Here is a 25,614-nt window from a genome sequence, read left to right as displayed (position 1 = left end):
GCGGTGCGTGATGCGGGTTACAAATGTCCGGAACGCGCCTTACCTGTTCTCGATGCACGCCACCACATTGTCCGACCGCGCCGTCATCCGCCTGACCGGTGCAGACGTTCGCGGGTTCCTGCAGGGGCTCGTCACCAGCGACGTCGCCGGCCAGCTGCCGGTCTGGACCGGTCTGCTGACGCCGCAGGGCAAGGCGCTGTTCGACTTTCTGGTCTGGGCGGACGGCGACGACCTGCTGCTGGACGTCGAGGCGGCGCAGGTCGACGCCCTCGTCCGCCGGCTCTCGCTCTACCGCCTGCGCCGGCCAATTACGATCGGGCGGGATGAGCGACTGGCCGTCCACTGGGCGCTTAGCGGCGAACAGGGCGTACCGGACCCCCGCCTGCCTGCGCTCGGCCATCGCTGGATCGCCCCACCGACGCTGCCCGCCACCGGGTGGCCGGCGCACCGCCTCGCGCTCGGCGTGACCGAGGGGGCCACTGAACTCGGCAGCGACCGGACATTATGGCTGGAGACCAACGCGCGCGAACTGAACGGCGTCAGCTTCACCAAGGGCTGCTATGTCGGTCAGGAGAACACTGCGCGGATGCATCATCGCAGCAAGGTCAACCGTCGCCTGCTGGTGGAGCGCGCCACCGACGCGCCAGTGGACGCACGGGCCTGGTATCCGGAACTGGGCGTTGCAGTGATGCATCGCCGGGTCGAAGGACTTGCCGAGGGGGCGTTGCCGGACTGGATCGCCGGTTCGGAGCGGGACGAGGGCACGGAAGCAAAGCCCGAGTAAAGGCATGACGTGCATGGCGTGGCGTGGCGTGGCGATAGTGCCGAGAGATGCGGCGACATAGTCGCGATCATAACGGGTTTGCCTGAAAACCTACCCCGTCGGTGTCATCTCAGCGAACGCTGGGATCCATTATCACTAGGCTGAAGGTTCGCCACTGGCGTAACGATAATGGATCCTGACGTCCGTCACGATGACGGCCGCGACGCAAATCCTCGCATCACGACCCAACTACTTCTCGGTAGCAGCCGAAATCAGCCCTTCACACCGAGCACGGTGGCAAGCGGCACGATCTTCTTGTCCGCTTCCTTCTTGGGCTTGCGGGCTTCCTTGTTGCTCTTCTTCTGACCCTTGGCCATGTCGTCTCTCCTGCTGTCAGCGCTGGCGCATGGCGCTGGCCGTCGCGGCGCGCTTGGCGGCTTCGACGCGGGCGGGCACGCGGGCTTCGGCGCGGGCTTCGGCCTCGCCGACATTGGCGACGAGCTTGCGATAGATGCTGTAGGCGCGGCGATGAAACGCACGGTCGCGCTCGCTGGTCGCGGCTTCGGCGGCGGCGAGGCTCTCGGCGGCCTTCGCGCTATAATCTTCAACGGTGCTCATAGCGCTGCTCCCAGACGCAAGCGGGAGCACGAACCGCGCTCTCAGTCGCCGGATGCCTGCGGATATGCTGCGACGATCCCCGGAGCGTAGCGCAAGACGGTCCATGTGGCGAGAGCTGATATACGCCAAGCCGGGGAAGCCCGTCTTGGTTTCTCCTCCCCCTGCCCTGGCCTCATCCCGGCGAAGGGCCGGAGCTTGTGCCGGTGAAGGGCATTCACCGTGCCCGACCAGGATCCAGTCTCCACCGGGATGACGCGGCAAGGGGCGCAGGGATGAAACCCACTCGGCCCCATCCCCGGCCCCGCCCCCGGTCGATTACGCCGCTTACGCCGCCAGCTTGCGCAGGACGTACTGCAGGATGCCGCCGTTCAGGAAATATTCCAGCTCGTTCACGGTGTCGATCCGGCAGCGCGCCTCGAACGTCGATGTCCGCCCGTCCGCATGACCGACGGTCACCGTGACCTGCTGGCGCGGGCGCAGCCCGGCGACGTCGGCGACCGAGAAGGTTTCGGTCCCGTCGAAGCCAAGCGTCTCGCGGCTTTCCCCCACCGCATATTGGAGCGGCAGGATACCCATGCCGACCAGGTTGGACCGGTGGATCCGCTCGAAACTCTCCGCGATGACCATCCGCACGCCCAACAGCATCGTGCCCTTCGCCGCCCAGTCGCGCGAAGAACCGGTGCCATATTCCTTGCCGGCCAGCACGACCAGCGGCGTGCCGTCTTCCTTGTACCGCATCGCCGCGTCGTAGATCGCCATCGTCTCGCCGGTCGGGATGTAGCGGGTCACGCCGCCTTCGATGCCCGGCGTCATCTGGTTCTTGATGCGGATGTTCGCGAAGGTGCCGCGCATCATGACCTGATGGTTGCCGCGCCGCGCGCCGTAGCTGTTGAAGTCGCCGCGGCTGACCTGATGTTCCGACAGATATTTGCCGGCCGGGCTATCCGCTTTGATCGACCCGGCCGGGCTGATGTGGTCCGTCGTGATGCTGTCCGCGAAGATCGCCAGCGGGCGCGCCTCGACGATGTCGGCGACCGCCGCCGGCGTCATCGACATGCCTTCGAAATAGGGCGGGTTCTGCACATAGGTCGAACCGGCGGCCCAGCTGTACGTGTCCGATCCTTCGACCGCGATCCCCTGCCAATGGCGGTCGCCCAGGAACACGTTGGCATAGCGCGAACGGTACATGCCGCTGTCGATATGCGCGGTCACCATGTCGGTGATTTCCTGGTTGGTCGGCCACACGTCGCGCAGATACACGTCCTGCCCGTCGCTCCCCTGGCCCAGCGGGGTCTTGGTGATGTCCTCGCGGACCGTACCCTTCAGCGCATAGGCGACGACCAGCGGCGGCGATGCGAGGAAGTTGGCGCGCACGTCGGGCGACACGCGGCCCTCGAAATTGCGGTTGCCCGACAGGACGGAGGCGGCGACGAGGTCGTTCTCGTTGATCGCCTTCGAAATCGGCGCGGGCAGCGGCCCGCTATTGCCGATGCAGGTGGTGCAGCCATAGCCGACGAGGTTGAACCCGATCGCGTCGAGATCGGCGCTGAGCCCCGCTTTGTCCAGATAGTCGGTCACGACTTGCGAACCAGGCGCCAGCGAGGTCTTCACCCACGGCTTGGGCTTCAGGCCCAGCGCGTTCGCCTTGCGCGCGACCAGCCCGGCCGCGATCAGGACGTTGGGGTTGGACGTGTTGGTGCAGCTGGTGATCGCCGCGATCACGACGTCGCCGTGGCCGATGTCGTGGCCGACCCGCGCGCCGTCCGCATCGACGGTCACGCGCACGTCGCTGTCGCCCGACTTCTTGTAGCCATTCGCCAGTTCCGTGTTGAAATTCTCGTCCACCGCATCGAGCAGCACGCGGTCCTGCGGACGCTTCGGCCCGGCCAGCGACGGCAGCACGCCCGACATGTCGAGCGCCAGCGTATCGGTGAAGATCGGATCGGGCGCCGCCGCATCGCGCCAGAAGCCCTGCGCCTTGGCATAGGCCTCGACCAGCGCGATCTGGTCGTCCTCACGACCCGTCAGGCGCAGGTAGGTGAGCGTCGCATCGTCGACCGGGAAGAAGCCGCAGGTCGCGCCATATTCCGGCGCCATGTTGGCGATCGTCGCGCGATCGGCCAGGCTGAGCGCGTCGAGCCCCGGCCCATAGAATTCGACGAAGCGGCCGACCACGCCCTTGGCGCGCAGCATCTGCGTGACGGTCAGCACCAGGTCGGTCGCGGTGATACCTTCGGCCAGCGTGCCGGTCAGCTTGAACCCGACGACCTCGGGGATCAGCATCGACACCGGCTGCCCCAGCATCGCGGCCTCCGCCTCGATTCCGCCGACGCCCCAGCCGAGCACGCCCAGGCCGTTCACCATCGTGGTGTGGCTGTCGGTGCCAACCAGCGTGTCCGGATAGGCCACCATGTCGCCGTTGGCGTCGACCGAAGTCCAGACGGTCTGCGCCAGATTCTCCAGGTTCACCTGATGGCAGATGCCGGTGCCGGGCGGCACGACCTTGAAATTGTCGAGCGCCTTGGATCCCCAGCGCAGAAACTCATAACGCTCGATATTGCGCTGATATTCCAGCTCGACATTCTGTTCCGCGGCCTTCGGCGTGCCGAATTCGTCGACCATGACCGAGTGATCGATCACGAGGTGGACGGGCACCTGCGGATTGATCTTCTGCGCGTCGCCGCCCAGCGCGTTCATCGCATCGCGCATCGCGGCCAGATCGACGACGCAAGGGACGCCCGTGAAATCCTGCATCAGCACGCGGGCCGGGCGATACTGGATCTCGCGCTCGGACGTCTTGTCGGTCAGCCACTGGACCATCGCCTTCAGGTCGTCGATCGTGACGGTCTTGCCGTCTTCGAACCGCAGCAGGTTTTCCAGCAGGACCTTCATCGAGAATGGGAGCCGCGACACGTCGCCCAGTTGCTCGGCCGCTTTCGGGATCGAATAATAGGAGACGGTCTTGCTGCCGACCTCCAGCGTGGTCCGGGTGCCGAGCGTGTCCTGGCCGATTGCGGTCATGGGATTTCCCTTGGGTCTGCGATTGCGACGTTTCAGGGGCGCATAGCAAGGGGGCGCGCTTTGGGGAAGGGCACGGGCCGCGCACGAGCGACCGCACGCGTACGGCCCCCGCGGAACCGTTTATCGGGCGAAACGCTCCGTCTTGGTTCAGCGGCGGTTCAACGCAAGTCTGCAAAGAACCGCCCATCAAGCAAATAAATGACGATCGGAGCGGACATGGGCTTTTCTGTGAAAAAGATTGCTGCCGGCGCGTTGATGGTGGCCTCCCTGGCACTCGGCGGCTGCGCGTATGACGACTATGGCTATGGCGGCATCAACACCGGCTACGGCATCGCGGGCGGATATGGCGGTGGTTACGACGGGTATGGCTACGGTAACGGCTATTATGGCGGGCCGGGTTATGCCGTCGGCGGCGTCGGCTATGGGTCGGGCTGGTACAACAACTATTATTATCCGGGTAACGGGTATTATGTCTATGATCGCGGTGGCCGCCGCTCGCGCTGGAACAGCGGGCAGCAGCGTTACTGGCAGCAGCAGCGCCAGGCATATCGCGGTGACCGTCGCGACGACCGTCAGGACTTCCGTCAGGAACGGCGCGAGGATCGCCGCGGCCTGCGCAACGGTACGGTGACGCCGGAACAGTTCCGGCAGGACCGCCGCGGCGACCGCCAGGACTTCCGTCAGGAACGGCGTCAGGATCGGCAGCAGTTCCGCCAGAACACCGGCCGTCCGCCGCGTGCCATCGGCAATGGCGGCGGCGGACGCCGCGACGGCATCCTCGGCCGTGTGCAGAACCGCGTCGAGCGTCAGCGCTAAATTCGATCCGAAACGGCGGGGGCGAGGGCCCCCGTCGGATCGGTATCTCAGCTGTGCCCGATCGTGGAGGGCTGGTCCGAAGCCCCCGCTCGACATGTCATCACGACCTCGGACTGATTTACGGCGCAGACGTCTGTCCTGCGTCGGGTCGTCTTCGGAAAGATGTCGTGAGCACCTGCTTCGGCAGGCGATCGAAGAAACGTGTCGAGAGGTACGGCAGCACCTTGTACCTTCCTGCAACGCACCCCGCGACGTCACCGGGACAGGTCGCCATCGAACCGGAAGTCGCCTTTACGCTCGGAACGCGGATCGCGAGGCGCGATCGGTATCGGGGTCAGCCCCCGATCGGTTCGACCCGAACTGCACCAGCCCGTAAGCTCCAGTGGCTGAATATCGATCGGCCTTGGAATCGACCGAACAAGGCCGGGTGACCGGGACGCCATCACGTTCTAGCCCGCAGGACGCGCTCGCACCGGCGGCAGGCTGTTGCAGATGTCCAACGCCGCGGCGGGTCGTTCGTAGAAGTCGTCCATGCGATTGGCCCGCACCCGGATCCACGCGGTGAACGCCGGTGCGTCGGTCTTCATGATCTGCCACGCGGGCCGCTTGCCCGGCGGCAATTCGCTGGCCAGCCGCACAGTCGCGATCCCGGTCCGCTGCGCCGGATCGGTGTAGAAGCCGAGATCACCCGTCCCGCGCGGCAGGGCGGCAAGTGTCTCCATGCCGGACAGGACCCGTCCGACGACCGCGATGTTGCGATCCAGCTGTCGCGGCGCATGCCCGATGGCGACATAGAGTTCCGCGCCGGTCCCGGTATCCGGTGCCAGGTTCCGCCCTACGCCGACCATGCCGTAGCAATGCGGCAACCACGCCCGGTCGCGACTCCTGGCGACCGCCCAGCCGCCGACATGCCCCACCGCGGCGGCATAGCTGTCGCGGTACGGAAGCGCGCGAAACGCCAGCCCCGCCGCTGGCCGGTCGTAGTTGCGCGACGGCGCGACGATGCCCGGTGGCAATGGCTTGGCCTCCGTCGCGTCACCCCACTGCGTCACGTAATTATCCTGCACCCGGTTGATACTCGTCCCGTCCCACCAATGTGCGCGGGCGAGCGCGACGATGTTCGCCACATGCGCGGCCGCGAAATCGGGCGACAGCGCGATCGTCACGCGCCGCCCATCGGCCAGGTCCATTACCAGCAACCGGTCCGCCGGCACGTCGGCCCAGGCCGATGCGGGTGCTGCCGCGACCACGCTGCCGGGCGTCGCGGCGGCCGGCCGCGGCGGCGTAGCGGGAACCGACGGCTGCAGGGCCAGGGCGAGGATCGAGGGAAGCCAGGAGATCATATCGCGATCCTGCCATGTCGATGCCACTTGCGGAAGCCGGCATCACCCGATAGGGCGCGCTTTCCAGGACGCGGAGCGGTGGCCGAGTGGTCGATGGCGCACGCCTGGAAAGTGTGTAAGGGTTAATAGCCCTTCGAGGGTTCGAATCCCTCCCGCTCCGCCAATATTCTATTGTAGGCCCCTGAGAATGAGCGATTATTCTCCCGGTTGGGCAGATTAACCCCTCTTCCAGTTCACATTATAATCACGATTGTGCTCGCGCTTAGGTTTGTGACGCGCTCCTTCAGACCGAAGCCGTCGACGGAGTAGCTGGTCGAAACGGCCGATTGCTACCGTCGCGCCTGTAGTTCCCGGCTTGGTGTCGTTAGCGAGAAGTCTTGCCAAGAGGCGGTGCACTCGGGCAGAACAGCTTCGGCAATGGCAAGGGCGGTTTCGCCTGATAAAATTAAATGGCGTGCTACGACAATGGCCGAGGACTCAGGGTATTGTCCGGCTTCAATGTTGGTGGTCGTCGCAGCAAAGCTGCCCTTTTGCTCTGGCGTAAGCGCAGCAATCTCTAGTATAGGCCGAGGGTGACCCTAGACTTAGGCATCGCCGAGCTAATTTTGTATCGGTTGTAAATTCTGCGCATTTAGTTTCTTGCACTAGCTGATCGAGCAATACAAAACTTATATTTATAGTACCGAAGGAGTGTTCATCGACAATCCTAAAATATGAACAGGGTTAACACGGGCGGCCGCGATCGGCCAGCGTGGAACCGGTAGCACATATTTTGGCCGACATGAGCACGACAGCGTCCGTCCGTCTGCCTTGCCCGTTACTGCACACATCGTTGTGAGGTTCGGTGGACGTAGCAAAACGTAGAAGACGCAGCGCAATTCACTCGAACGCAGTGCGTAAGTTGACCCTTTGCGGTCTGGACATTTCTAAACGACCGCTGCTATGTTTTATTTGCCTTATAACCGAGGACAAATAGATGATCGTTTTGAGACCAGATGATCAGACATGGTTTGATGCTCAGTTTGACTGGGAAAGCTCGCTCAGAAAGTTTGGCATTCGCCTTCCGTCACTTCCAAGTGACGAAATACAAACCGGATTTACATCTCTGTCTGGTCGTCAGAATCTACTTCAGGCATTTGGTTTTTACGGAAAGGCGGTAGAGTATATCAAGTCAATCCATGAGCCAAAGATCATGGACTTTGGTTGTGGTTGGGGGCGTATTTCGCGTTTCTTTCTACGTGAAACATCGCCGAAAAATATGTATCTAGTAGACGCGATGGACGTCGCAATTGATTGCTTGAAAAATACTAATAACCCTTGCAATATCATATACAATACAAAGTCTCCACCAATTGAAGGTATCCCTGACGGACTGGATTTGATTTACGCGTATTCAGTCTTCTCACATCTTTCTGAGAAATACTTTTTGGACTGGGTCCAGTATTTTCTTTCCAAGCTGAAACCCGGTGGTCATATTGTTTTCACAACCCGCGGATGGCAGTTTATCGAGCATTTGCAGTCGCTACGGGATAGTCGTGGCGATCTGCCTTCAAACTTGGTAGCCTATGTCGAGCGGCTTGTTCAAGATATGCCGACACCAGCTCGAATCGCCAGAAACTATGCGGAGGGTCAATTCCAATGGTTCCCCATGGCCGGAGGTCTTGAACTTACTGCAGATTTTTGGGGCGAAACATTCATTCCGGAAAAATATCTGTTGGAAAAGTATGGATCCATGCTTGTGAGCTTCTCCGAAAATACCGAGCATGTCGATCAAAGTATCGTAGTACTTCGCAAGCCAATCTAGGCGATAGCATTGTATATAAGATGCAGAGACCGCCTTACAAAGGTACGGCGGCAATTTTCAGTTTTCCCTAATAAAGCCGATGCGTCGTAAAATCTTATAATGTAGTACAATCAAGAAATTGTCCGATATATTGTAGTTGAGGATTAATAAATCCTATAATCGAACCAAATAATTGCTTTAGGTCAATTTGCAATCTATGACGGCCACATCGTTGTGGCGGCAAAAAATCCGTGAGTGGTCAAGGCTCTCCGCTGCGGCTGGAATAACCGCTGCCGTTTTTGCTCAACGGAATATCGGCTATGCGTCTATCCATTCCTGCTACTATGGGGCCGCGATTGACGTCCGTTATGACCGGCAGCGGCTATTTGGGCGAGCATAGTTGCGACAGGGTCAGCCAGCTTGCTGTGCCCATACCCGCACTGCTGACGATTTGGGATCACCCTCAAGGCTGCGCACAAGCCAGTTGGGAGCCCGGGTGACGTAGCGAAACGCAGAAGGCTGCGGCGCATTTTGCGATCATTCCCCATGCGACCGCCAGAAGCGGCGATGGCTGTCGATCGCTCGCTCAGTAAGCGCCCGAAGCCATCAAGCCCAGCCGGCAGCGGCGTTTTGGGTCACTGGTGGTAAAACGATCGCATACCGATCAGCAGGTACACGCGGCGGTGCCCAGCCGGGCGGCGGCAGAACGCGAGCGTCGATCGCCGAGCGCTGGACCGAACTTAGATCGTGAACATCAGCTGTCCGATATCCATCGCTCGATTGGTGGCGGACTTGGCAGACGCCTCGGCCCCAAGATAATGACGGTCGATCAACAGCCGGCATACCGGCTCGTCAGATGCTTGGCTGACGTCCATCCGGGCTCGTACTCGGCTGCCGCAATTCACTTTTCAGCCAACCCGCACGGGACCAAGCGTGAGTAGTGCGTACAGCATCGACGATCCGACGGATGATAAACGCATGTTAATGCGCTTGTAGGTAATAACTCTATTCCCATTCAGATAAATCGAGTCTTATCAGGTCGTTTTATGGCGAATCGTATCATCCTGTTCATAACTTGGATGTGTTGAAACCATGATATTACTGGCAAAGCATATACTCCGCCTAGCATATGATCAATAATTCAACATCCTCCGGCAAGCCAAGTCTGGCAGGAGACTGGTGGCCTGTCATTGACAGTCCACAATGCTCGATAGCGGTGGATCCTCCCTACCGGATCCTGGACGATCAGGTCCTGCAGAACGGTGCCGCGGTCGGAATATGCAGCGTTGCGGGCGCGCGTCTCAACATGAGGCTGCACGGTGGCCAGATCGGTCCGGCCATCTTCTCCTTCCAGCTTCCCGAAACGATCGACGAAGAGACCCGGATACTGAGCGGTGTTGTCGATGTCATCCCGAGTGCAGGGAGCACCGGATATCGAGCCCCCTGCTCCCTGGTCAGACGTGAATAGCTCCGGCCCTCGGTCGTGATCGTTCGACGGGACTGAACCGGCCTATCGCAAACACGTCGCCGACCGACCTGATCCGCGCAAACGCCTGGTGTTGGCCCCCCGCCGGCCACCGCCGAAACCGCAGGATCGAGCCGCGCGACCCTGGCGAACGCGCCGCTCGAGTCTTACCATTGTTCCATATCCGCAACGCCGGTACCGCTCCGGAAGGGTCGCCCAGCGTGCGGGGGACCTTTCCGAATTTCACCCGGTGTCACGGCCCTGCCCGTCAAACTTCGCGTCCGACATGCATCGCCGTCAACCGCGCAGGCGCTCGGCGTGCCAGCGCAGATGATCCTCCATGAAGGTCGAGATGAAGTAATAGCTGTGGTCGTACCCCGGCTGCATCCGCAGGGTCAGCGGGATGCCCGCCGCGTCGCACGCCGCCCGCAGCAGTTCCGGCTTCAGCTGTTCCGTCAGGAACTGGTCGGCCATGCCCTGGTCCACCAGCAGGTTCGGCACGCGCGCGCCGTCTTCGATCATCGCGACCGCGTCATGCCTGCGCCAGACCGCTTCGTCGTCACCCAGGTAGCCGGCCAGCGCCTTGCGTCCCCACGGCACCTGCGTCGGTGCCACGATCGGCGCAAAGGCCGAGACCGACCGGTAGCGCCCCGGCATGCCCAGCGCGATCGTCAGCGCGCCGTGGCCGCCCATCGAATGACCGAAGATGCCCTGCGCGCCCATGTCGGCCGGGAACTCCGCGGCGATCAACCGGGGCAGTTCGTCGGTGATATAGGTCCACATCCGGTAATGCGCCGCGAAGGGCGACCGCGTGGCATCGACATAGAAGCCCGCGCCATGCCCGAAATCATAGGCCCCGGCCGGATCGTCCGGCACCTGTTCGCCGCGCGGCGACGTATCCGGCGCGATCAGGATCAGCCCCAGTTCGGCGCACAACCGGCGATATTCGCCCTTCTCGGTCACATTGGCGTGCGTACAGCTCAGCCCCGACAGGAACCAGACGACGGGCAGCCGGTCGCCGCTGGCATGTGCGGGCACGAAGACCGAAAAGGTCATGTCGGTGCTCGTCGCACTCGATGCGTGGCGGTACACGCCCTGGATGCCGCCATGCGCATGGGCGGTGGAAATGATTTCCATGGTCTCATACTCCGGATGGGTCAGATGGGTTCAGGCTGCCGGCCTCAATAGACAACGACCGAGCGGATCGATTCGCCGGCGTGCATCAGGTCGAACCCCTTGTTGATCTCGTCCAGCGTCAGGACGTGGGTGATCATCGGATCGATCTCGATCTTGCCGTTCATGTACCAGTCGACGATCTTCGGCGTGTCGGTCCGCCCGCGTGCGCCGCCGAAGGCCGATCCCTTCCACACCCGCCCGGTGACCAGCTGGAACGGCCGCGTGCTGATCTCCTTGCCGGCCTCCGCCACCCCGATGACGACGGACACGCCCCAGCCGCGGTGGCACGCCTCCAGCGCCTGCCGCATGACGGTCGTGTTGCCGGTGCAATCGAATGTATAGTCCGCGCCGCCATCGGTCAGGCCGACGAGATGCTGGACGATATCGCCGTCGATCTTCGACGGATTGACGAAGTGGGTCATGCCGAACCGTTCGCCCCACGCCGCCTTGTCGTCGTTCAGGTCCACGCCGATGATCCGGTCCGCGCCCACCATCCGTGCGCCCTGGATCACGTTCAGGCCGATGCCGCCCAGCCCGAACACGATCACATTCGCACCGGGTTCGACCTTGGCGGTGTTGACCACCGCGCCGACCCCGGTGGTGACGCCGCACCCGATGTAGCAGGCCGACTGGAACGGCGCGTCGTCGCGGATCCTGGCCACCGCGATCTCCGGCACCACGGTGAAGTTCGAGAAGGTCGAACAGCCCATATAGTGGAAGATCGGCTGCCCCTTGTAGCTGAACCGCGTCGTGCCGTCCGGCATCAGCCCCTTGCCTTGCGTCGCGCGGATCTTCGTGCACAGGTTGGTCTTGCCGCTCAGGCACGACTTACATTCGCGACATTCGGGGGTGTAGAGCGGGATGACATGGTCGCCAACCGCCAGGCTGGTCACCCCGGCCCCGATCTCGCGAACGACGCCCGCGCCTTCATGGCCCAGCACGCTGGGGAACAGCCCCTCGCTGTCCAGCCCGTCCAGCGTATAGGCGTCGGTATGGCAGATGCCCGTCGCCATGATCTCGATCAGAACCTCGCCCGGCTTCGGCCCATCCAGATCGAGTTCGACGATCTCGAGCGGTCGTTTGGCCTCGAACGCCACTGCTGCCCGTGTCTTCATACTGCACCCGTCGTCATGGTTTCGGTCTGTCGCCTAACGTAGCGATCCGGCATCCGCCCCGCCAGCACCGCTTGCCCGACCCGGTCAGCCGCCCTCGTTCGCGCAGGCCTGCGCCCATTCGGCATTGCCCAGTCGGCCTGCCAGGAAATCGAGCAGGACGGTCACCCGCGCCGGCCGCTGCACCCCCGGCGGCGTCATCAGGTGCAACCCGACGTCCGCCATGCGCCAGCCGGGCATCACTTCCTCCAGCGTGCCGTCCGCCAGTTCGCGCCACACCATGAAATCAGGCTGCACCGCGATGCCGAGCCCGGCCAGCAGCGCGGGCGCCAGCGCGTCCGCACTGTTCGCGCGCAGCCGCCCGTCGATCGACAGGACATGCTCTCCCTCGACCGCGTGGAACAGCCGCAACTGCCCGGGCGTCGTGACATTGGTGTAGAGCAGGCCGTGCCGCGGATCGAGGTCGCGCGGATGCGCCGGCCGGCCATGCCGGTCGAGATAGGCCGGCGTCGCCACCAGCGGCCGCCGGACCGAACAGAGCCGTCGCGCGCGCAGCGACGAGTCCGCCAGGCTGGCAATCCGCAACGCCACGTCCACGCCGCCGGCGACCAGATCGACCTGCGCGTCACTCAACTGCATGTCGATGCTGACGTCGGGATAGGTTTCGAGAAATTCCGGCAGCAGTGGCGCCACATGCAGCACGCCGAACGTCATGGGCAGCGCGAGCACGACACGGCCATGCGGAGTCGCCGCCTGCGACGCTGCCTCGCCCTCGGCCGCCTCCCCGTCCGCCAGGATCCGCCTTGCGCGGTCCAGCACGCCGCGGCCGCTCTCGGTCAACGCCAGCTGCCGCGACGTGCGGTGCAGCAACGGCACGCCCAGCCTGGCCTCCAGCCGGCTGACCGCCTTCGAAACGGTCGGTTTGGACAAATGCAGCGCGTCCGCCGCCCGCGCGAACGATCCGGCCTCCACCACCTTGGCGAAGATCGCCCACGCTTCCAGGTCGGGCAGCGTGGACACAGGATGTTTCCTTCACCGATGAGATGCCATCATTGCACTTCCGGTACGGTACGGGAAGCATATCTTGCTCGCGACGGCCGCCATCCGGCCACTGATCGGAGCATGACATGATCGACCTTCGTCCCTTCGCCACGCTCGGCGGCGCGAACCATGGCTGGCTGGATGCCAAGCATCACTTCTCCTTCGCGGGCTATCACGACCCGGCCCGGATGGGCTGGGGCAATCTGCGCGTCTGGAACGACGATATCATCGCGCCGAAATCCGGTTTTCCGCCGCATCCGCACCGCGACATGGAAATCGTCACCTATGTTCGCGAAGGCGCCATCACCCACAAGGACAGCCTGGGCAATCTGGGCCGGACGGAGGCCGGCGACGTGCAGGTGATGTCCGCCGGCACCGGCATCACCCACGCCGAATATAATGTGGAGGACGTCGAGACCCGCATCTTCCAGATCTGGATCGAACCGACCAGTCGCGGCGTGGCCCCGAGCTGGGGCGCGCGGCCCTTTCCGAAGGGGGAACGGTCCGGCCGGTTCGTGACGCTGGCGTCCGGTTTCACGGAGGATGCGGACGCGCTGCGGATCCGTACCGATGCCCGCATCGTCGCGGCGTCGGTGAAGGCCGGCGACACGATCGACTATCCGCTCGGTAAGGCCCGCCGCGGCTATCTCGTCCCCGCCACCGGTTCGGTGACGATCGACGGCATCACCGTGAACGCCCGCGACGGCGCCGCAATCAGCGACGTGGACGTACTGCGCGTCACCGCGGTGGAGGACAGCGAACTGATCCTGGTCGATGCGGCCTGACCTGAGAGACCGTCATCCCGGGCTTGATCCGGGATCCCGCTTCTTCTCCACCGTCGAAGAGGCAGCGGCGCCCCGGATCAAGTCCGGGGCGACGGACACAAGCCTCAAATCTCCACCTGGCTCCCCAACTCCACCACGCGGTTGTGCGGCAGCTTGAAGAACTCCATCGCCGTCTCCGCGTTGCGCAGCATCCAGGCGAAGAATTGTTCGCGCCACCGCGCCATGCCCGGCCGGGCGGAGGAAATCAGCGTCTGGCGGCCCAGGAAGTAGCTGGTTTCCATCGGCCGGAACGTGCCGCCGCCGATCGCCACGGTCGCCAGCGCGGCCGGAATGTCGATTTCCTGCATGAACCCGTAATGCAGGACGACGCGCCAGAACCCCTGTCCCAGATCGATCACCTCCGGGCATGCCCCCGCCTCGACCAGCGGCACGCCCTCGATCGTCACGGTCAGGATGACGACCCGTTCGTGCAGCACGCGGTTGTGCTTCATGTTGTGGAGCAGCGCGGACGGGATACCCTGCGGCGATGCGGACAGGAAGATCGCGGTGCCCGGCACCCGCCCGACCGACCCCGCGGCCGAACGGATGAATATGTCGACCGGCATCGCACTCTCGTCCAGCCGGGCGCGCATCAGCCGCCGCCCGGTTGCCCAGGTCGTCAGCACGGTGAACACCACGGCCCCCACCAGCAGCGGAAACCAGCCGCCGTCGGGAATCTTCGTCAGGTTCGATGCCAGATACGCGCCGTCGATGACGAGGAACACGCCCGTCAGGCCGAACGCCAGCCAGCGGTTCCACTTCCACACCGTCACCGCCAGCACGCCCAGCATGCAGGCCGTGATGAACATCGTGCCGGTCACCGCGATGCCGTAGGCGGCGGCCAGGTCGCTCGACGTACGGAACCCCACCACCAGCATGATCACGAACGCCAGCAATACCCAGTTGACCAGCGGCAGGTAGATCTGCCCCGCGGCGGTGGCACTGGTGTGCGCCACCTTCAACCGCGGCAGGAAGCCCAGCTGGATTGCCTGCTGCGTCACCGAGAACGCACCGGATATCACCGCCTGGCTGGCGATGATCGTCGCCATCGTCGCCAGGATGACCAGCGGCAGGCGGAACGCGTCGGGCGCGAGCAGGTAGAAGGGATTTTCGATCGCCGCCGGCGTTTCGATCAGCAGCGCCGCCTGCCCCAGATAGTTCAGCAGCAGACAGGGAAACGCGATGTACAGCCACGAAATGGCGATCGCCTTGCGTCCGAAATGCCCCATGTCGGCATAGAGCGCCTCCGCACCCGTCACCGCCAGCACGACCGACCCCAGCGCCAGGAACGCGCGCAGCGGGTCCAACGCGAAGAATTGATAGGCAAAGGTCGGGCTGAGCGCCTGCAGCACTTCCGGATGGCGCAGGATGCCGCGCGCGCCCAGAACAGCCAGCACCGCGAAATAGACCAGCATGACCGGGCCGAAGATAAGCCCGACCTTCGCCGTGCCGCGCGACTGGATCGCGAACAGCCCGATCAGCACCGCGATCGAGATTGGCAGCACCAGCGGGGCCAGCCCGGCCTGCACGATCGTCAGCCCCTCCACCGCGGAGAGGACGGAAATGGCCGGCGTGATGATGGCATCGCCGTAGAACAGCGCGGTCGCCACGATGCCCAGCAGCACGATGCCGCGCGTCCAGCCGCGGTCGCCGCTATTGCGGACGATCAGCGCCAGCAACGCCAGGCTCCCGCCCTCGCCGCGATTGTCCGCGCGCAGGATGATGAGCACATATTTCAGCGTGACGATCAGCGTCATCGTCCAGAATATCAGCGAGATGACACCGTACAGATGCGGCGCATCGACGGCCAGCTTGTGATGGCCGATGAAGCTTTCCTTCAACGCATAGAGCGGCGACGTCCCGATATCGCCGAACACCACGCCGATCGCACCCAGCGCCAGCTTGCCGGTATGATCGTTCGGGCCGTGATGGGCCGCCGGCGGTGCGCCGTCCAGTTCGATGCCGGTCGCCATAAATCCCCGTTTCGTCGCAAGTCTTGGGGTCGGCCATCGCACGATGCGGCCCGCCAAGACCAGCCATCGCGACCCGCCGCCGCATAGTATTGCCATATGTTTTCGGGGCCGCCGCATTGTTTGCGCCGCGATAGTGCGCGAAGGCAACAGGATGCGATGCCGCGATCTGCCCCGACCGCTTCTGTGATGACGCGCTGTGCGATCTGTGGAAACCGGGGGCGCCACGATCGTCACGGCGGGGTCGCGGAATGTACCCATTGCGGGCTGCGCTATCTGCCCGGCCACCGCCCGCCCGTGGCGATCCGCGCGGACCTGACCGAACGGCTGGCCGCGCCCGCGATCGATCTTGCACGGGACCCGCCCGCCGACTGGACCTGCGGCATCGCGACGCTGCGCATCGCGGCCTACGGCATCGGTCGCGCCATTCGACCGGCGGACGCCCCCCAGGCTACGGAACTTGCCGCGCCGACCGGTCGCCTGCCTGCCGCCGCCACGCTATCTCCGCTGCCGCCACATGGCCCCGCGATCACGCTCGGCATGATCGGGCGGGCGTCCGAACTGCCCGTCATCGCAGCGCTCATCGAACGTATCGGTTCCGGTTTCGCCGCGGTCCGGGTGCTGGTCGACAGCGCCGATCCCGTCGTCGTCGCGGGCCTGTCGCGACCCGGCCTGACCTATGCGGTCCACCCGCTGGCGCAGGATTTCGCCGCCCAGCGCAATCGGCTCCACGCCGCCTGCCATACACCGTGGATGCTGCAACTCGATGCCGACGAGGATCTTGACGTCGCCTTGCTCACCGCGCTCCCCGGCCTGGCGGCCGATGCCGACGCGCACCGCCTGCTGTCGCTCGCCTTCCCGCGTCGCAATCTGGTGGACGGCGTGCCCTCGGACCATTGGCCCGACGTGCAGTACCGACTGAACCGTGCGGAGGTCCGCTTTTCCGGCGTCGTCCACGAACGGCCGGACCCGTCCCGCGACTGGCGGCGGTCCGCGCTCGCCCCGATCGGTGCGATCGTTCACCGACTGGATGGTGACCGCGTCCGGGCGCGGACCGCGGCCTATGGCGCGATGGCCCCCGACGGTGCCCGCCCGGCGGACGAGGCGGCGTTGCTCCGCCCGTTCAGTCGCGACTGAGCAGCCTACGATACGCCGCGATCGTATCGCGGGCCAGCGTGGTCCGCGTGAACCGACCCGCCGCCGCCCGGCTGGCATCATGCAACGTCCGGCGAAGCGCGGGTTCGGCGATCGCACGGCGCAGAACCGCCGCCACCGCCGGCCCGTCGCAGCGTTCGGCCAGCAGCCCCGCCCCGGTCTCCCCCACGAACGACCGCGCGCTCGGGTCCTTCGCGCACGCCACGATCGGCCGGCCGAACGCCATCGCCTCCTGATAGACCAGCCCGAACGATTCGTAGCGCGACGGCGCGACCACGACATGCGCCGCCGCCAGCAGCGCGTGCAGCCGGTCCGGCGCCACGCCCCGCAGCGCCGTGACCCGTGCCCGCGCCGCCGCGGGTAGTGTCGCCAGCGCCGCGTCGTCCACCCCCACCAGCGTGAGCGCGAAGTCCGAGATCGCCCCAAGTTCCGCTTCGTCCGCCAGCACCGTGACGGCGGCGGTCAACGCATCATATCCCTTGCGCCGTTCCGCCCGCCCGATGAACAGGAGGCGCACCGGCCCGGCCGTTCCTTCCGGGTATGTAGCAACGGCCCCCGCCGCTACGATCGCCGGATTTAGGCTCAGCCCCACCACATGATGCGTGGGCCCGGGCCTCGGCACCCCGTAAAGCGCCGCGATCTTGCCGCCATGCGCCGCGGTGTTCGATATCAGTATGTCGCTGCGCATGGCCGACAGCGCCTCCAGCGCGCGCGCCGCGGCCCCGTCCGTCCGGGCGCGAAAGCCACGCCGGCCGGCACCGCTGGTTGCCACCGGCGTGGAATTGCGCGTCACGAACGGCAGTCGCGGGTCGAGCGCCACGAACAGGCCGGGCGCGTACCAGTTCGTCGCCTCGATCAGGTCGAACGCGCGCCGGCGATGTTCCGCGCGCACGGCCCGCGCTATCGCCCACGGCCCCACCAGATGCCCCGCTGCCGGCACACCGCGCAGCCGGGCCAGCACGCCGCCGGCCCGCACCGCGCATCCGATGACCGAGACCGCGCCGTCCGCCTCCCGGCCCGTGCGGTCGAACGTCAGCACGCGCACCGCATGGCCGGCCGCGGCCAGCGCCTGCGCAATCTCCCGCGCGGCGACCGCAAGACCGCTCTGTTCGGGATGATAGCTCCAGCTGAGCAGCCCGATCTCCATCAGCCCCTGGCCAGTATGGCGCGGTACAACGCCACATAATCCGCCGCCATCCGCCGCGCGCCGAACCGCGCCTCGAACCGCTGCCGGACCAGTGCCCGGTCGATCGACGGCAGTCGGGCGATCGCCGCAAGCGCCTCCGCCTCGTCGCGCACGACGAAACCGGTGACGCCGTCCTCGATCACCTCGCGCACGCTGCCGCGGTCCCACGCGATCACCGGCGTGCCGCACGCCATCGCCTCGATCATCACCAGCCCGAACGGTTCGGGCCAGTCGATCGGGAACAGCAGCGCGGCCGCATCGCCCAGCAACGCCTGCTTCGCCGTATCGCCGACCGGCCCGACATAGACCGCGTCGTCGTCCAGCAGCGGCCGGACCCGATCGTCGAAGTAACGCGGATTGCCGACGTCGATCGTACCCGCCAGCCGGATCGTGTGGCCCGCGGCGCGCGCCACCCGGATCGCGACGTCCGGCCGCTTCTGGTCCGTCATCCGCCCGATGAACGCCAGATGCCCGCCGCCGCCGGCCAATCGATACCGATCCTCCGCGATGCCATGATGCACCACGCCCGCCAGATTGCCCGCCGGAATGTCCGCCGCCTGCGCCGCCGATATCGCCGCGACCGGCAGGCGATCGAAATGCGCGAAGAACAGCCTGCGGTCCAGCTCGTCGACCCGCCAGTGGATCGTGGTCAGCGACGGCCGCCCCGCCAGCACCGCGGCATGCGCGAACTCGCCGTGCCCATGGACGATGTCATGGTCGCCGATCGACCGTGCGACCAGGTCGAGTTGCGCCGCCTCCAGCACCCCCGGCACACCCGGCGCGACCTTGCCCCCCGCCGCCCGCTCCAGCGCGGACAGGCTGGGATGGGCGGACCGTAGCCGGGCGGACGTCACGCTGTCGGATGGGGCATAGAGCGTGACGTCGTGGCCAAGCGCGACCAGCGCCTCCGTCAGGTCCGCCACGACCCGTTCCGTCCCGCCATGGTCGACGGGCGGCGTGGGGAAGATGACGGGGGCAAGTTGCGCGATACGGAGAAAAGGGCTGATCGACATTAACGCCCGGAACAAGCCATATGGCCGGCGGTTCCGGCCTGAACGACAAATGAATGGGCAGGCGGCGATGTTCGTGATGCATATTGCGTTGCAGGGGTGCCTGCGCGCCCGCGACGTGGAATATGGCGTGAACGCTGACACCGGTGGCCACATCCGGTATTTGCTCGATCTGGTCCGTGCATCGGCCGCCGAACCGCGCGTCGACCGGATCGAGATCGTCACGCGCGGCTTCCAGCAGGACGGCATGTCCACCTGCTATTCCGCGGAGACCGAGACGGTGGATGCCAAGACCCGGATCGTCCGGCTGGCGACCGCCTGTTCGCGCTATTTGCCGAAGGAAGCGCTGTGGCCGGAACATGACAGCCTGACCGCGGCCCTCGTCGCCCATATCGCCGCGCTCGACCGGCGTCCCGACATCCTGCATGCGCATTATGCCGACGCCGGCGAAATCGCCCGCCGCGTCGGGGCGGCGTTCGACATCCCTTTCCTGTTCACCGCCCACTCGCTCGGCCGGGTCAAGCGCGCGGCCTTTGCCGGCGTGGATGACGACGCGCTGGCCGGCATGGACCGCCGCATCGCGCTGGAGGAAAAGACGATCGCCGCCGCCGCCGGCATCATCGCCTCGTCCCGCGACGAGGCGGAGGTCCAATATGCTGGCTATGGCGCGTACTGCCCCGGCCGCATCCGGGTGATCGAACCGGGCAGCGACCTTGCTGCCTTCGCCGATGCCGCCCCCGACCCCGCAATGGCTGCGCGGATCGACCGGTTCCTGACCGTCCCGGAAAAGCCGATGATCCTGGCGATCGCCCGGCCCGTCACCAAGAAGAACCTCGCCGGGCTCGTCCATGCCTATGGCACGTCCGCGCACCTGCGCCGCACGGCGAACCTCGTCATCGTCGCCGGCATCCGCGACGATATCGGCGGCATGGAGCCGGAGATCGCCGGCAATCTGGACGAACTGCTGCGGCTGATCGATCGCTACGACCTTTACGGCCATGTCGCCTATCCGAAGCATCATCTGCCAAGCGAAGTCCCGTCGATCTACGCGCTCGCCCGGCGGCGCGGCGGGGTGTTCGTGAACCCGGCGCTGAACGAACCGTTCGGGCTGACGCTGCTGGAGGCGGCAGCGGCCGGCCTGCCCGTCGTCGCGACCGACAGCGGCGGCCCGAACGATATCGTCGAACGGTGCGGCAACGGCGTGCTGGTCGATCCGCGCGATCATGCGGCCATGGCGACCGCGATCGCGGGCATCCTGGACGACCGTGCGCAGTGGGATCGCTATTCGCGGGCAGGTGCCGTCGCGGTCGCCGCCTATGACTGGACGCGGCATGCCGAACTCTATCACGACTTCGCCGAGTCCGCACTCGGCCGCCGTCCGCCCCGCCCGTTGCCCGTTCCGGCGGACACCACATTGCTGGTGTGCGATATCGACAACACGCTGGTCGGTTGCCCGGCCAGCACGTCGCGGTTCACCGACTGGCACGGACGACAGGCCGACCTGCTGTTCGGCATCGCCACCGGTCGGTCGCTGCACAGTGCGCAGGCCATCCTGTCGCGCGAGAATGTGCCGCAGCCGCAGGTGCTCATCACGTCGGTCGGTTCGGAAATCTACCATCTCGATCCGACCGGCACCGGCTACGACCGCGACGAGGCATGGGCCGCGCGGATCGCGGTCGGCTGGGACCGGGCGGCGGTGGCGGCGGTGCTGGCGCAGGCGGGCGACCTGCAACCGCAGGGCTCGCTTGAACAACGGACGTTCAAGCTCAGCTACTTCACGCGCGGCGATCCGGATACCGCGCGGCGCGTGCGCGATCTGCTGCGCGCCGCCGGTCATGCCTGTTCGGTCATCCAGAGCCACGGCACCTATCTGGACATCCTGCCCCACGCGGCGTCGAAGGGGACCGCAGTCGAACATGTCCGCCGGCATTACGGCCTGTCGCGCGAACAGGTGATGGTCGCGGGCGACAGCGGCAACGACGTCGAAATGCTGCGGTCCGTCCGCCATTCGATCATCGTCGCCAACCATAGCGACGGGCTGGATCAGGATCCGACGCTGGCGCACAGCTTCGTGTCGCGGTTCGGCCATGCCGGCGGGATCATCGATGGCGTCGATCATTTCCGGCGGCTTTCGCGGTCCGGGCTTCCGGCGGCGGCAAACACCGGAATATCGTGCGTATCAGCGTCCTGACCCTCGTGCGCGGTCGTCGCGCGCATCTCGAACGGTTGATGGCCGGCCTGGCGCAGCAGACCCGCCTGGCGGACGAGTTCGTCATCGCCTTCATGGAAGACGCCACGCCCGGCGACCTGCCGGCGCTGCCTCTGCCGGTCCGGACTGTCCTGGTGCCGGGCGACCCCATGCCGCTGGCCCGCGCCCGCAACCGCGCGGTCGCGACCGCCACCGGCGACCTGCTCATCCTGCTCGATGTCGATTGCATTCCGACCCCGACACTGGTGGAAAGCTATGCCCGCGCGGCCGAATCCATGGACGCGATCTTCCTGGGCGAGGTCCGCTACCTGCCCGCCGGCGCGGTCACGCTGCCGCTCGATTACGCCGCGCTCGGCCGTCTGGGCCGCCGCCACCCGGCCAAGCCGGCGCCGCCCGAAACGGGCATCCGCGCCGAAGCGGATCATGGCGAGCTATGGGGATTATCCTTCGCGCTGTCCCGGTCGACGTGGGAACGCAGTGGCGGGATGGACGAACGCTATGTCGGCTACGGCGGGGAAGAAACCGATTTCGCCGCGTCGCTCGCGGCGGCGGCAGTGCCGATGTTCTGGGTAGGCGGTGCGCGCGCCTATCACCAGCATCACAGCGTCCACATTCCGCCCTACCAGCATTTTGATCCCATCGTGCGGAACGCCATGCTGTTCCGCGCGAAATGGGGTCGGTGGTGCATGGACTATTGGCTGGGGCAGTTTGTGGAACGCGGCCTGATCGCGGTCACCGGGGACCGGATCGCCATCCTGCGCCACCCGACCGCGGACGAGATCGCCGCCGCCCGCCAGCCGGACGACATCCTGTTCAGCTGACGGGTTCCAGGACCGGCTCGCGCACGCGCAACGCCTCTTCGCACCCGGCAACAGCCGCGGCGAATGTCGCGACATGATCATCACCGCCCACCTGGCGTGCCGCCTCCGCGTCGTCGGGCACCGGATCGCCCGCCGCCCATAGCCCGACGACGATGCGTGCGTCCGGCGCGCGCTGCCGGACGCGCCGCACCAGGTATCGCAGATGCGCGGGCGTGCCGGCCAGATCCAGATGGCACAAGGCCACCACCGCCACGCCGGACAGGTCGAGCGTGCCGATCGCCGCGCGCGATACCGCCGCATGCGTCACCCGGCGGGTCGCGATCCCCCGTCGACCCAGCAACTGCGTCAGCATTGCGGCGGCTGCCTCGTCGAACGGGCCACGCCCGGTCACGCACGCCACGATGCCGGGCGGCGCCGCCTCCGTCGGTATCACCGCGCCGCTGCTCGGCCCGTCGCGATGGTCCTGCAGATCGCCGACCAGCGCCAGCATCGCATCCGTCATCCGGTCCGCCCGCGCGCGATCGATCGTCCCGCGCGCATGGTCGATCCCCGCCAGCCGCAGGCCGGGCAGCACGACATCGTCATAATAGCGTTCCAGCGTCCGGTCGGTCAGCAGCAGTTCCGCCTGCGCCAGCGCCTCGTCCGGATTGTCCGCGAGGATGCGCTGGTAGAAACTGTCCACCGCGGACAGTGCGGGCCGGTCGCCAAGCATTACGTCGAAGAATTCCAGCGACTTCACGTGCCGCCCCATCACCACCAGGCACAGCGTCAGCGGCGTCGACAGGATCAACCCGATCGGCCCCCAGATCCACGTCCAGAACACCGCGGCGACGATGACCGAGACAGGCGAAAGACCCGTCGAATGACCGTAGAGATAGGGTTCGACGACATAGCCCACCAGCGGTTCCACGATCACGAACAGCAGTGCCACCGCGATGGCGGTGCCCCAGCCGGGATCGATCGCGGCCGCCAGCGCGATGGGCGCGACAGCCGCCAGGAACGATCCGATATAGGGCACGAACCGCAACAGCCCCGCCAATATGCCCCACATCGCGGCCGACGGCACGCCGATCAGCGCCAGGCCACCGCCGACGATGATCCCGAACCCGGTATTGACCGCCAGTTGCGACGCGAAATAGCGGCTCAGCCGCTGCCCCGCCTCGTCCATCGCGATCGTCGTGCGGTGCAGGTCGTGCGATCCGAACAGCCGGATGAACCGGTCGCGCAGATCCTCCTTCTGCAACAGCACGAAGATCGCGACGATCAGCACGATGACCGTGGTTTCCAGCGGCCCCAGGATCGGTTGCAGGATCGTCCGGGCGACCGTCAGCGGCGACGGCTGTTCCTGCACCACCTGGACCAGCACCGGTCGCCGGTCGCCGCTCGCGCCTGTCGTGGACACCGTCACGATCGACGGTGCCGATACTGATCCTGAGGCGGGCGCAGGACCGCGCGCCGCGGGTCGCGATCGGGGTGCGAATTCCTTCGACACCGCCGCCATCCGCGCCGCCGCGAACGCCTGCACCCCGGCCACCTTGCGTTCGATCGTCTGAGCATAACGCGGCGCGTCGGCGGTCAGGTTGGCGGCCTGCGTTCCGATCATCGTCCCCACCGCGGCCAGCACGCCGACCGCGATCAGCACCGCCAGCACCACGGACGGCGCGCGCCACAGGCCCAGCCGCTGCATCATGTTCACCAGCGGTGCCAGCACGAAGGACAGCATCACTGACAGGGTGATCGGGATCAGCACGTCCTGCGCGAAATACAGCGCGCCCACCACGACCGCCGCCACCGCCAGCCCCAGCAGGCTGCGGATTTCCGGTGCCGATGCGCCCGGGATGGTGACCGCGGCGTCGGGCGACGGTACGCCGGTCCGGTCGCCCGTCACGATATTCTCATATCCGGAAAGCTTCTCCCGCTTGTCCATGCGTACCGTCCCCGCCCGAGTCCGGCGGGACCATAGGCGTTCGCTGCCGCCAAACACATCAGCTATTGACGCTGGCGCGCGGACGCCCATCTATTGTGCAGTGCAGCATGAACATGCTGGCGATACCCGGGGTCACGACCCCCGATCCGGAGGGCTTGGCCCGATGCGAAACATCAGCGATACGATTGCCCGGCTTACGCGTGCCACCGGCCTGCCTGCCGGCATGCCGGCATTCGGCACGGCCAACCCCGTCGACCGCCTGACCGATCTCGTCGCGTTCGGTGACAATCCGGGCGGCCTGCGCGCGCGCACCTATGTTCCGGCCGATCTGCCGCCCGGCGCGCCGCTGGTCGTCGTGCTGCACGGCTGCACGCAGACGGCGGCGGGGTACGATCATGGATCGGGCTGGTCCCGGCTTGCCGATCGGCACGGCTTCGCGCTGCTGTTTCCCGAACAGCGCCGTGCGAACAACCCGAACCTCTGCTTCAACTGGTTCGTGCCGGGCGATACGACGCGCGGCGATGGCGAGGCGCTGTCGATCCGCAACATGGTGGCGCAGGTGACCGCGGACCATGTCATCGATCCGGCGCGCGTGTTCGTCACCGGCCTGTCCGCGGGCGGGGCAATGACCGCGGTGATGCTCGCCACCTATCCCGACGTGTTCGCCGGCGGTGCCGCGATCGCCGGCCTTCCCTATGGATCGGCGACGACCGTGCCGGAGGCGTTCGACCGGATGCGCGGCCATGGCGGCCCTTCGCGCGACATGCTCGCGGCGCGGGCGCGGGATGCGGCCGGGCATGACGGGCGCTGGCCCACATTGTCGATCTGGCAGGGGGCGGCCGACCAGACCGTTGCCCAGACCAATGCCGACGCGATCGCCGGCCAGTGGCGCGACCTGCACGGCCTTGCCGACCGCCCGACGCAGGAGGAAACGATCGACGGACACCGGCACCGCGTGTGGCACGATGCCGCCGGCCGGTCGGTGCTGGAGGAATATCGCATCGCCGGCATGGGCCACGGGACCCCGCTCAATCCGTCGGCCGGGACCGACCATGGGACCAGCGGCGCCTATATGCTCGATGCCGGGATCGCCTCGTCGCACCTCATCCTGCGCTTCTGGGATCTCGAAACGGATGCCGCGGAACTGACGGTCGACACGGTCGCGCCGGCCGCCGACACCGCTGGCGCCGACCTCCCTTTCTCCGACGCCGGTCTGCCCGGCTTCGCGACGCCCGTGAGCATGCCGATGCAGGGCGCGGTCGGTACGGTGATCGAGAACGCGCTGCGCACCGCCGGTCTGATGAAGTAGGCGGCGATCCGGGAATATTCCCGGATCGCCGTGTCCGGTTCAGGCTGGCGAAGGGTCCACCGCGC

At 65.9% G+C, this 25,614-nt stretch carries 18 protein-coding genes and 1 tRNA gene; 9 read left to right on the top strand and 10 right to left on the bottom strand.

Going from position 1 to position 25,614, the window contains the following annotated elements; all coding sequences use genetic code 11:
* Positions 1-52 precede the first annotated feature (52 nt).
* Complete coding sequence (ygfZ, locus tag BKY59_RS05100) at positions 53-784, top strand: CAF17-like 4Fe-4S cluster assembly/insertion protein YgfZ (RefSeq protein ID WP_076069710.1); 732 nt, start codon at positions 53-55, stop codon at positions 782-784.
* 372 nt (positions 785-1,156) lie between these two features.
* Here the strand turns inward: ygfZ and BKY59_RS17240 are convergent, their stop codons facing one another.
* Both BKY59_RS17240 and acnA read right to left on the bottom strand, forming a co-directional pair.
* Entirely contained in the window at positions 1,157-1,381 is a 225-nt protein-coding gene (locus tag BKY59_RS17240; RefSeq protein WP_076069112.1) for a hypothetical protein, read from the bottom strand.
* A 324-nt stretch (positions 1,382-1,705) separates the two neighbouring features.
* The gene (acnA, locus tag BKY59_RS05090; RefSeq protein ID WP_076069110.1) at positions 1,706-4,402 is read right to left on the bottom strand and encodes an aconitate hydratase AcnA; all 2,697 of its coding nucleotides are present in this window, start codon (positions 4,400-4,402) and stop codon (positions 1,706-1,708) included.
* Between the two features lie 198 nt (positions 4,403-4,600).
* On the opposite strand from acnA, the gene BKY59_RS17885 reads away from it, so the two are divergent.
* Positions 4,601-5,218, top strand: coding sequence for a hypothetical protein (locus BKY59_RS17885; protein WP_206362013.1), 618 nt, complete (start codon positions 4,601-4,603; stop codon positions 5,216-5,218).
* Positions 5,219-5,667: 449 nt separating this feature from the next.
* Here BKY59_RS17885 and BKY59_RS05080 read toward each other — a convergent pair whose 3' ends face one another.
* Positions 5,668-6,561 carry a peptidylprolyl isomerase gene (locus tag BKY59_RS05080; protein ID WP_076069105.1) on the bottom strand — a complete coding sequence of 298 codons (894 nt, stop codon included), beginning with the start codon at positions 6,559-6,561 and terminating at the stop codon, positions 5,668-5,670.
* 72 nt (positions 6,562-6,633) lie between these two features.
* Between BKY59_RS05080 and BKY59_RS05075 the strand changes: the two genes are divergently transcribed.
* A tRNA-Ser gene (locus BKY59_RS05075) sits at positions 6,634-6,724 on the top strand.
* Positions 6,725-7,537: 813 nt separating this feature from the next.
* Positions 7,538-8,365, top strand: coding sequence for a class I SAM-dependent methyltransferase (locus tag BKY59_RS05070; RefSeq protein ID WP_083671887.1), 828 nt, complete (start codon positions 7,538-7,540; stop codon positions 8,363-8,365).
* Between the two features lie 1,741 nt (positions 8,366-10,106).
* Here BKY59_RS05070 and fghA read toward each other — a convergent pair.
* The 3 genes from fghA to BKY59_RS05050 all read right to left on the bottom strand — a co-directional run bounded on the left by fghA (position 10,107) and on the right by BKY59_RS05050 (position 13,117).
* Complete coding sequence (gene fghA, locus BKY59_RS05060) at positions 10,107-10,946, bottom strand: S-formylglutathione hydrolase (RefSeq protein WP_076069100.1); 840 nt, start codon at positions 10,944-10,946, stop codon at positions 10,107-10,109.
* Positions 10,947-10,990: 44 nt separating this feature from the next.
* Complete coding sequence (locus BKY59_RS05055) at positions 10,991-12,100, bottom strand: S-(hydroxymethyl)glutathione dehydrogenase/class III alcohol dehydrogenase (RefSeq protein ID WP_076069098.1); 1,110 nt, start codon at positions 12,098-12,100, stop codon at positions 10,991-10,993.
* An 84-nt stretch (positions 12,101-12,184) separates the two neighbouring features.
* Positions 12,185-13,117 (bottom strand): LysR family transcriptional regulator, encoded by a 933-nt coding sequence (locus tag BKY59_RS05050; protein ID WP_076069096.1) that lies wholly within the window; start codon positions 13,115-13,117, stop codon positions 12,185-12,187.
* Between the two features lie 107 nt (positions 13,118-13,224).
* On the opposite strand from BKY59_RS05050, the gene BKY59_RS05045 reads away from it, so the two are divergent.
* Complete coding sequence (locus BKY59_RS05045; protein WP_076069094.1) at positions 13,225-13,923, top strand: pirin family protein; 699 nt, start codon at positions 13,225-13,227, stop codon at positions 13,921-13,923.
* A 104-nt stretch (positions 13,924-14,027) separates the two neighbouring features.
* Here BKY59_RS05045 and BKY59_RS05040 read toward each other — a convergent pair whose 3' ends face one another.
* Positions 14,028-15,935: a potassium transporter Kup gene (locus BKY59_RS05040; RefSeq protein WP_083671886.1), complete on the bottom strand. Its 1,908-nt coding sequence runs from the start codon at positions 15,933-15,935 to the stop codon at positions 14,028-14,030.
* A 186-nt stretch (positions 15,936-16,121) separates the two neighbouring features.
* Between BKY59_RS05040 and BKY59_RS05035 the strand changes: the two genes are divergently transcribed.
* A complete protein-coding gene (locus BKY59_RS05035) occupies positions 16,122-17,069 on the top strand; it encodes a glycosyltransferase family protein (RefSeq protein ID WP_076069092.1) in 948 nt (315 codons plus the stop codon).
* Here the strand turns inward: BKY59_RS05035 and BKY59_RS05030 are convergent.
* Both BKY59_RS05030 and BKY59_RS05025 read right to left on the bottom strand, forming a co-directional pair.
* On the bottom strand, positions 17,056-18,234 hold the full coding sequence (locus BKY59_RS05030) for a glycosyltransferase family 4 protein (RefSeq protein ID WP_076069090.1): 1,179 nt from the start codon (positions 18,232-18,234) through the stop codon (positions 17,056-17,058). The genes BKY59_RS05035 and BKY59_RS05030 overlap by 14 nt on opposite strands.
* Complete coding sequence (locus tag BKY59_RS05025) at positions 18,234-19,286, bottom strand: glycosyltransferase family 4 protein (protein WP_076069088.1); 1,053 nt, start codon at positions 19,284-19,286, stop codon at positions 18,234-18,236. Before BKY59_RS05025 ends, BKY59_RS05030 begins: the two co-directional genes overlap by 1 nt.
* A 49-nt stretch (positions 19,287-19,335) precedes the next feature.
* Here BKY59_RS05025 and BKY59_RS05020 point away from each other — a divergent pair, with 49 nt between their 5' ends.
* Together BKY59_RS05020 and BKY59_RS05015 are read left to right on the top strand one after the other, a co-directional pair.
* Positions 19,336-21,474 carry an HAD-IIB family hydrolase gene (locus BKY59_RS05020; RefSeq protein ID WP_240499963.1) on the top strand — a complete coding sequence of 713 codons (2,139 nt, stop codon included), beginning with the start codon at positions 19,336-19,338 and terminating at the stop codon, positions 21,472-21,474.
* Entirely contained in the window at positions 21,456-22,313 is an 858-nt protein-coding gene (locus BKY59_RS05015; protein WP_206362012.1) for a glycosyltransferase family 2 protein, read from the top strand. Before BKY59_RS05020 ends, BKY59_RS05015 begins: the two co-directional genes overlap by 19 nt.
* Here BKY59_RS05015 and BKY59_RS05010 read toward each other — a convergent pair.
* Positions 22,306-24,240, bottom strand: a complete 1,935-nt coding sequence (locus BKY59_RS05010) for an AI-2E family transporter (protein ID WP_083671885.1) — start codon at positions 24,238-24,240, stop codon at positions 22,306-22,308. The genes BKY59_RS05015 and BKY59_RS05010 overlap by 8 nt on opposite strands.
* A 163-nt stretch (positions 24,241-24,403) precedes the next feature.
* Between BKY59_RS05010 and BKY59_RS05005 the strand changes: the two genes are divergently transcribed.
* The gene (locus BKY59_RS05005) at positions 24,404-25,549 is read left to right on the top strand and encodes an extracellular catalytic domain type 1 short-chain-length polyhydroxyalkanoate depolymerase (protein WP_076069087.1); all 1,146 of its coding nucleotides are present in this window, start codon (positions 24,404-24,406) and stop codon (positions 25,547-25,549) included.
* Positions 25,550-25,614 lie beyond the last annotated feature (65 nt).

This window comes from Sphingomonas montana, assembly GCF_001956315.1.
In the GTDB taxonomy this organism is placed as follows: Bacteria; Pseudomonadota; Alphaproteobacteria; order Sphingomonadales; family Sphingomonadaceae; genus Sphingomonas_R; species Sphingomonas_R montana.
Note: the sequence above shows the minus strand (reverse complement) of the source record. Positions and strands in the feature narration are given on the sequence as shown.

What these genes read in the sequence shown, in the direction of transcription:
- BKY59_RS05010 (WP_083671885.1), bottom strand. Translation starts at nt 24,240, where the DNA reads ATGGACAAGCGGGAGAAGCTTTCCGGATATGAGAATATCGTGACGGGC.
- BKY59_RS05030 (WP_076069090.1), bottom strand. Translation starts at nt 18,234, where the DNA reads ATGGAGATCGGGCTGCTCAGCTGGAGCTATCATCCCGAACAGAGCGGT.
- BKY59_RS05020 (WP_240499963.1), top strand. Translation starts at nt 19,336, where the DNA reads ATGAATGGGCAGGCGGCGATGTTCGTGATGCATATTGCGTTGCAGGGG.
- acnA (WP_076069110.1), bottom strand. Translation starts at nt 4,402, where the DNA reads ATGACCGCAATCGGCCAGGACACGCTCGGCACCCGGACCACGCTGGAG.
- BKY59_RS05055 (WP_076069098.1), bottom strand. Translation starts at nt 12,100, where the DNA reads ATGAAGACACGGGCAGCAGTGGCGTTCGAGGCCAAACGACCGCTCGAG.
- BKY59_RS17240 (WP_076069112.1), bottom strand. Translation starts at nt 1,381, where the DNA reads ATGAGCACCGTTGAAGATTATAGCGCGAAGGCCGCCGAGAGCCTCGCC.
- BKY59_RS05035 (WP_076069092.1), top strand. Translation starts at nt 16,122, where the DNA reads ATGACGCGCTGTGCGATCTGTGGAAACCGGGGGCGCCACGATCGTCAC.
- BKY59_RS05080 (WP_076069105.1), bottom strand. Translation starts at nt 6,561, where the DNA reads ATGATCTCCTGGCTTCCCTCGATCCTCGCCCTGGCCCTGCAGCCGTCG.
- BKY59_RS17885 (WP_206362013.1), top strand. Translation starts at nt 4,601, where the DNA reads ATGACGATCGGAGCGGACATGGGCTTTTCTGTGAAAAAGATTGCTGCC.
- BKY59_RS05025 (WP_076069088.1), bottom strand. Translation starts at nt 19,286, where the DNA reads ATGTCGATCAGCCCTTTTCTCCGTATCGCGCAACTTGCCCCCGTCATC.
- BKY59_RS05040 (WP_083671886.1), bottom strand. Translation starts at nt 15,935, where the DNA reads ATGGCGACCGGCATCGAACTGGACGGCGCACCGCCGGCGGCCCATCAC.
- ygfZ (WP_076069710.1), top strand. Translation starts at nt 53, where the DNA reads ATGCACGCCACCACATTGTCCGACCGCGCCGTCATCCGCCTGACCGGT.
- BKY59_RS05070 (WP_083671887.1), top strand. Translation starts at nt 7,538, where the DNA reads ATGATCGTTTTGAGACCAGATGATCAGACATGGTTTGATGCTCAGTTT.
- BKY59_RS05045 (WP_076069094.1), top strand. Translation starts at nt 13,225, where the DNA reads ATGATCGACCTTCGTCCCTTCGCCACGCTCGGCGGCGCGAACCATGGC.
- fghA (WP_076069100.1), bottom strand. Translation starts at nt 10,946, where the DNA reads ATGGAAATCATTTCCACCGCCCATGCGCATGGCGGCATCCAGGGCGTG.
- BKY59_RS05005 (WP_076069087.1), top strand. Translation starts at nt 24,404, where the DNA reads ATGCGAAACATCAGCGATACGATTGCCCGGCTTACGCGTGCCACCGGC.